Below are 6,328 nucleotides of genomic sequence, written 5' to 3'. Positions count from 1 at the left end.
CTGCCGGGCCCGGCGATCACCAGGGCCGGGTCGGTGGGCAGGCCGCGGCGCTCCCAGTAGCCCGCGGCGGCCTCGCGCAGGGCGGCGACCCCGGCGACGGGGCCGTAGGCGTTGGCGCCGTTCCCGGCGGTGAGGCGGTCGCGCATGACCGGGTGGACCGGCAGACCGGCTTCGCCGAACCCCAGGGGCAGTACGCGCACCCCCTGGCGGCGCTTCTCGGCGAGGGCTTCGTTGACGGCGAGGGTCGCGGAAACAGTGACGGTCATGTGACGACTCATCTCCGGCTCAGGGTCGGGCGTACGGCCGTCGTTCGAGGTGACGGCCTTTCACCTCTGACACTGCCCACTCACACCCTTCAGTACAAGCGAGTCTTTTCGATGGTGAGCATAAGCTGTTCTTATGCTCGACCTCCGGCGTCTACAGATCCTGCGCGAGTTCTCCGTCCGGGGCACCATCGCGGCCACCGCGATCGCCCTGGGCTACACGCCTTCGGCCATCTCCCAGCAGCTGTCCACCCTGGAGAGGGAGACGGGGGTGGCGCTGCTGGACCGCACCCCGCGCGGGGCCGAGCTGACCGATGCCGGACGCCTGCTGGTGGTCCAGGCCGAGGAGATCCTGGCCCTGGTGGAGGCCGCCGAGTCGGTCCTGGCCGAGCAGGCCGACGTGGCCCTGGGTGTGGTGACCGTCACGGCGTTCCCGACCGCGGCCGTGGCGTTCGCCCCGCTGCTGGCGCCGCCGCTGCGGCGGCACGAGGGCATGCAGCTGGTGCTGCGCCAGACGCTGCTGTCCACGGGGACCGAGAAGATCCGCTCCCGCGAAGTGGACATCGCCCTGGTCGACGACTGGAGCGGGCAGCACCCCGGCCGGGGCGTGGACAGCGGGCTGCGGCACGTGCACCTGCTGCGCGACCCGATGGTGCTGGCGGTCCCGCAGGGGCACCGGCTGGCCGACCCGGACGAGCCGGTGGTGCTGGAGCGGCTGCTGGGCGAGTCGTGGATCGTGGCGCCCGAGGGCGAGCGCTCGCGCCACGGCACCGACCTGCTGCTGTCCGAGGTGGGCGGGCTGCCGTCGGCGGCCTGGGAGTTCGAGGGGCTGGGCACCGTGCTGAGCCTGGTCTCGCGCGGGATCGGGATCGCGGCGGTGCCGTCGCTGGCCATGGTCGGCGCCCCGGCGGGGCTGGTCCACCGCACCCTGCCCGGCCGGGTCCCGTCCCGCCACGTGTACGCGGTGGTCCGCCCGGCCTCCCTGCGCCGCCCCGCCGTCCAGGTCACCCTCCAGGCCCTGCGCGACGCCGCCCGCACCGTCGCCGACGAGCTGGAGCTGCTGACCGACCGCCCCGCCTGACCCCGCCGCCCAGGCGGCCGCGCCGCCCTGGACCCCGCCGGGAGCGGGCGCCCGGGGCACCGGCCGATCCTCCTGGGACACCGCCGGACACGGCGGCCGGTTCATCCGTGGAGCGCCCGGGGCACCGGCCTCCCTGGCCGAGACCCCGCCGGACACGGCGGCCGACCCGACCGCGATGCGCCCGGGCCCTTGTCCGACCCCTCCGGCCGGCGGCAGAGAGGGCCACCGGCCCCGGGCATGACGGTGGCCCGGCCGTTCGGCCGGGCCACCGTGGCACTCCCCGCCCCGGTGTCCTTCAATCGTCCCCGTCGCCGCTGCGGCGCCGCGTCCGTTCGACGCGGCGGCGGAGCCTGCGGCAGACGTGGAGCGCGCGGTCCCGGTCGTCCCGGGCGTTCCACCACCGGGCGTAGGCCTCCAGCCGGCGTTGTCGCAGTGCCTCCAGTTCCGCCTCCATGCGGGTCACCCGGTGCTCCAGGTCGATGCGTTCGCGTTCGAACGCCGACATGTCGCGCTCGTGGAAGCCCGCGTCGCGTTCGGCGCTGAGCAATCGTTCGTTGAGGGCCTCGGTCCCGTCACCGCCGCGGGTGACCCTGCCGAGGCTGCTCCGTCCACTGATGCCTTCGAACCACACACCCCATGTTTTTCCCGAGCTGCACAGATATCACCGTCAGCTACGCAAAGAATGCGGAAAGTGGCAAAAAGAAGATTGTTCGCAATCCAGACAAAGCAGACAAATATCCCTGTGGTTCTCTGAAGTCCCCTTGACCGCCCTCAGGCGGCCAGCCGCTCCAGGTGCGCCGGCCGCGGCGCCGCCGGCAGCAGCCCCCGGTAGACCTCCTCGAAGCGCTCCAGCGAACGGTGGTGGTCGTGCCGCGCCGCCAGCTCCCGGCTCGCCTCCCCCATCGCCGCCCGCGCCCGCCCCGAGCCCAGCACGGCCAGCAGCCGGTCGGCCAGCAGCCCCGCGTCGCCCGGCGGGAACAGGAACCCGTTGCGCCCCTCCTCCACCAGGTGCGGCAGCGCCATCGCGTCGGCGACCACCACCGGCAGCCCCGTCGACATCGCCTCCAGGGTCGCGATGCTCTGCAACTCCGCCACGCTCGCGATCGCGAACACGTCCGCGGCCGCGTACACCAGCGGCAGCTCGGCGTCGGGCACGAACCCCAGGAAGAACACCCGGTCGGCCACGCCCTCCGCGGCCGCCAGCGCCCGCAGCCGCGCCTCGCAGCGGCCCAGGCCCGCCAGGGCCAGCTGTGCGTCCCGCTCCCGGGCCACCAGGGCCAGCGCCCGGACCGTGTCGTCGATCCGCTTCTCCTCGTCCAGCCGCCCCACGAACACGACGGTCTCCCGGTCCGGCAGGCCGAACTTCTCCCGCAGCGCGGACCGCTCCGCCGGCCGCGGGTGGAAGCGTTCCAGGTCGATCCCGCACGAGATCGGCTCGACCTCCCCGGCGAACCCCTTCTCCCGCAGCAGCTCCGCCGCCCGCGGCGTCGGCGTGGTCACGTGGTCGGCCTCCCCCGCCACCCGCACCATGTCCCGCCAGGCCAGGTCGCCCACCGCCGTCCGCATCGCCTCGGGGATCCGCGCGTGCGCGTACAGGTTGTCCGGCATGAAGTGGTTGGTCAGCACCACCGGGATGCCCGCCGTGCGGCCCCGGCGCATCGCCGCGCGGCTGAGCGTGAAGTGGCTCTGCGCGTGGACCACGTCCGGGTCCAGGCGCTGCACCAGGCGCGCGATGTGGCCGCCCATGCCCAGCGGCACGGCGGCGCGCATATCGGTCGGCTGGAGGGGGATCGGCGCCGACCGCAGCCGGTGCTCCATCACCCGCCCGTTGCGCCGCACGTACGGGTCGCCCCCGGCGGAGGGGCACACCACGTGCACCCGGTGCCCGCGGTCGGCGAGCCCCTCGGCCAGCCGGTGGGTGAAGTACCCGGCCCCGTTGACGTCGGGCGGGTAGGTGTCGGTGGCGATGAGGACGCGCAGCGCTCTGGACTGGGCCATGGTGGAACTCCTTCGTTCAGCGGTTGCGGGTGCGGGCCGTGCTCGTGTGCGTGCGGGCCCCCTTCGCCTCGGGGTTGCGGTGCCGGGTGCGGGCCAGCGCGATGGTCCCGGCCATCGCCAGCGCGGTGAACGCGAGCGCGCCCACCTGCTCCGGGAGCGTCTCCGGGGCGCCCTCTCCCAGCAGGAGCGCGCCGATGCCCACGCTGACCACGGGGTCGGTGATGAGCAGGGTCGCGTAGGCCGCCGCGAAGTGGCCGGTGCGGTAGGCGTTCTGCATGAGCAGCCCGCCGAACACCGCCAGCACGACGGCGAGCACGGTCAGCCAGCCGAAGACCGTCGTCCAGTCGACGACCGCGTTGGCGGTGATCACCCGGGCCAGGCCCGAGGTCGCGCCCAGCGCGGTGCCCCCGGCCAGCGCGAGCATGATCGCCCGGGCGCCGCTGGGCATCCAGTGAGCCGTGAAGAACACGGCCAGGCCCAGGGCGAGGGTGGTCCCGGTGAGGATCAGCGCGGCCTCGGTGGACATGACCGGCAGGTCGGAGCCGTGCGGGAACATCCACAGCACGCCGATGAGGCCCGCCATGACGGCGACCCCGGCGATGATCTGCGAGGTCCGCACCCTCTGGTGGTTGAACAGGGCCGACAGCACGATGGCGAACAGCAGCCCGGTGACGCCGATCGGCTGGATGATGGTGAGCGGTGCGCCGCTCAGGGCCAGCAGGTGCAGGCACACGCCCACGCCCGCGGCCAGGGTGCCCAGCAGCCAGCGCGGCTGGCGCAGCAGGTGCAGCAGGAACCCGGCGCGGGCCACCTGCCCTCCCGGGGCGCGCACGGCGTCGCGTTCCTGGAGGGCCGAGCCCAGGGCGAGCGCGAAGGCCCCCGCGACGGCGATGAGGACGGACCAGACCACCGTCACCACCGCCCGGGTGCGGACCGTGCCGGTCCCGTCGTCGCCAGCGCCACTCTCGTCTCTCCTCCCGGCGCCCGGGCGGCTCCGGGCACGTCCAACCACGCTACGGACGGGGCCCCCGCCCTGGCGATGACGCCAGCGCCCCTCTCGGGGTGGTCTCCACCCCACCCCCAGGAGGGGGGTTCTCCCCCAGCATCCACCGGAGGCGGCCCGCACACGCTTTTCGGCGGATCGGACACGCCGGGCCGTTGTCCGGAGCCCTTCCGCGAAAGGCGGCGCGTTAAGGGCCGGGAGCGGTCAAAACCGGGTAAGGGGCGGCCGGAATACGCAGGTAGGGACCGACCGCGGGGAGGGCGCTGCTGCGCCGGGGGTCGCCTCCATGGCACCATGTCCCCTATTGGTCTAGACCGGATAGGAGCGCCCACCCGTGCCTGATACCTCCCTTTCCCTCCTCGCCGCCCGCCCCGTGATCCCGCGCCCCGCGCAGGTGGTCCCCGGCGAGGAGGGCGGGCTGACACTCACCGCCGCGACCAGGGTGTCCGCCGACCCCGAAGCCCGGGACACCCTCGTGTGGCTCCAGCGTGAACTCGGCGCGGCCACGGGGTTGCCGCTCGCCACGGGCTCCGAGGACAGCCAGATCCGCCTCAGCGTCGACCCGGGCGCAGGCCTGGGCCGCGAGGGCTACCGGCTGATCATCGACGGCGAGGGCGCCATCATCGTCGGCAACGACCCCGCCGGCGTCTTCTACGGGGCACAGACCCTGCGCCAGCTGCTGCCCGCCGACGCCCTGCGGGACGCCCCCCTGGGCGGGACCGAGTGGACGCTGCCCGCCGTGCGGATCACCGACGCCCCCCGGTTCGGCTGGCGCGGCCTGATGCTGGACACCGCCCGGCACTTCATCCCCAAGCGGGAGGTGCTGCGCTACATCGACCTGCTGGCCCTGCACAAGCTCAACGTGCTGCACCTGCACCTCAACGACGACCAGGGCTGGCGGGTGGAGGTCGAGCGCTACCCGAAGCTCACCGAGAAGGGGTCCTGGCGCACCCGCAGCCAGCTGGGGACCCCGCGCCCGGGCCAGGGTCCGGAGTTCGAGGAGCGCCCGCACGGCGGCTTCTACACCCGGGACGACATCCGCGAGATCGTCGCCTACGCCCACTCCCGGCACATCAGCGTCGTCCCGGAGATCGACGTGCCCGGCCACGCCCAGGCCGCCATCCACGCCTACCCCGAGCTGGGCGAGGCCGGCGAGATCCCGGTGGGGCAGCAGTGGGGCATCTTCGAGGAGGTGCTGGGGGTCACCGACAACGTCATCGAGTTCTACAAGAACGTCATCGACGAGCTGTTGGAGCTGTTCCCCGGCACGTACTTCCACGTGGGCGGCGACGAGTGCCCCAAGACCCAGTGGAAGGCCAGCGAGAGCGCCCAGAAGCGCATCCGCGAGGAGGGCCTGGCCGACGAGGACGAGCTCCAGAGCTGGTTCATCCGCCAGCTCGACGACCACCTGACCGCGCGCGGCCGCCGCCTGGTGGGCTGGGACGAGATCCTGGAGGGCGGGCTGGCCCCGGGCGCGACGGTGATGTCCTGGCGCGGCGAGGAGGGCGGCATCGCGGCCGCCAGGGCCGGGCACGACGTGGTCATGTCCCCGACCGCCACCTCCTACCTGGACTACAAGCAGTCGGAGTCCGAGGACGAGCCGATCCGGGTGGGCACGCTGCTGCGCACCGAGGACGTGTACCTGGCCGAGCCGGTGCCGGCCGAGCTGACCGAGGAGGAGGCCCGGCACGTGCTGGGCGCGCAGGTCAACGTGTGGACCGAGCACATCGACACGCCGCGGCGGCTGGACTACATGGTGTTCCCGCGGCTGTCGGCGTTCGCCGAGAAGGTGTGGTCGGCGGGCGAGCGCGACTACGCCGAGTTCGAGCCGCGCCTGGTGCACCACCTGACCCGCCTGGACGCGGCGGGCGTGGAGTACCGCCCGCTCGACGGCCCCCGCCCCTGGCACACCCGCCCCGGCGTCCACGGCTGGGGCTGATCGGCCGCCGCCCCGGCCGCCCGCCGGGGGCAGAGGCCGGTCGC

5 protein-coding genes and 1 pseudogene are annotated in these 6,328 nt (G+C 73.8%); 2 read left to right on the top strand and 4 right to left on the bottom strand.

The features are described 5' to 3' along the window. Positions 1-266: pseudogene (locus tag ACJOT3_RS31325) on the bottom strand (pyridoxal phosphate-dependent aminotransferase); the annotation flags it as partial. A gap of 133 nt (positions 267-399) precedes the next feature. On the opposite strand from ACJOT3_RS31325, the gene ACJOT3_RS31320 reads away from it, so the two are divergent. Continuing rightward, a complete protein-coding gene (locus ACJOT3_RS31320) occupies positions 400-1,344 on the top strand; it encodes a LysR family transcriptional regulator (protein WP_406976740.1) in 945 nt (314 codons plus the stop codon). A gap of 295 nt (positions 1,345-1,639) precedes the next feature. Here the strand turns inward: ACJOT3_RS31320 and ACJOT3_RS31315 are convergent, their stop codons facing one another. The 3 genes from ACJOT3_RS31315 to ACJOT3_RS31305 all read right to left on the bottom strand — a co-directional run bounded on the left by ACJOT3_RS31315 (position 1,640) and on the right by ACJOT3_RS31305 (position 4,261). After that, entirely contained in the window at positions 1,640-1,975 is a 336-nt protein-coding gene (locus ACJOT3_RS31315; RefSeq protein ID WP_406976739.1) for a hypothetical protein, read from the bottom strand. 140 nt (positions 1,976-2,115) lie between these two features. Then, positions 2,116-3,342, bottom strand: coding sequence for a glycosyltransferase (locus ACJOT3_RS31310; protein WP_406976738.1), 1,227 nt, complete (start codon positions 3,340-3,342; stop codon positions 2,116-2,118). A gap of 16 nt (positions 3,343-3,358) precedes the next feature. Then, positions 3,359-4,261 (bottom strand): DMT family transporter, encoded by a 903-nt coding sequence (locus ACJOT3_RS31305; RefSeq protein WP_406976737.1) that lies wholly within the window; start codon positions 4,259-4,261, stop codon positions 3,359-3,361. Between the two features lie 418 nt (positions 4,262-4,679). On the opposite strand from ACJOT3_RS31305, the gene ACJOT3_RS31300 reads away from it, so the two are divergent. After that, entirely contained in the window at positions 4,680-6,284 is a 1,605-nt protein-coding gene (locus ACJOT3_RS31300; RefSeq protein WP_406976736.1) for a beta-N-acetylhexosaminidase, read from the top strand. Positions 6,285-6,328 lie beyond the last annotated feature (44 nt).

The organism is Nocardiopsis protaetiae, from assembly GCF_045446735.1.
Classification (GTDB): Bacteria; Actinomycetota; Actinomycetes; order Streptosporangiales; family Streptosporangiaceae; genus Nocardiopsis; species Nocardiopsis protaetiae.
Note: the sequence above shows the minus strand (reverse complement) of the source record. Positions and strands in the feature narration are given on the sequence as shown.

Excerpts from the sequence above, each read along its gene's own strand:
- ACJOT3_RS31320 (WP_406976740.1), top strand. The coding sequence starts at position 400 with ATGCTCGACCTCCGGCGTCTACAGATCCTGCGCGAGTTCTCCGTCCGG.
- ACJOT3_RS31310 (WP_406976738.1), bottom strand. The coding sequence starts at position 3,342 with ATGGCCCAGTCCAGAGCGCTGCGCGTCCTCATCGCCACCGACACCTAC.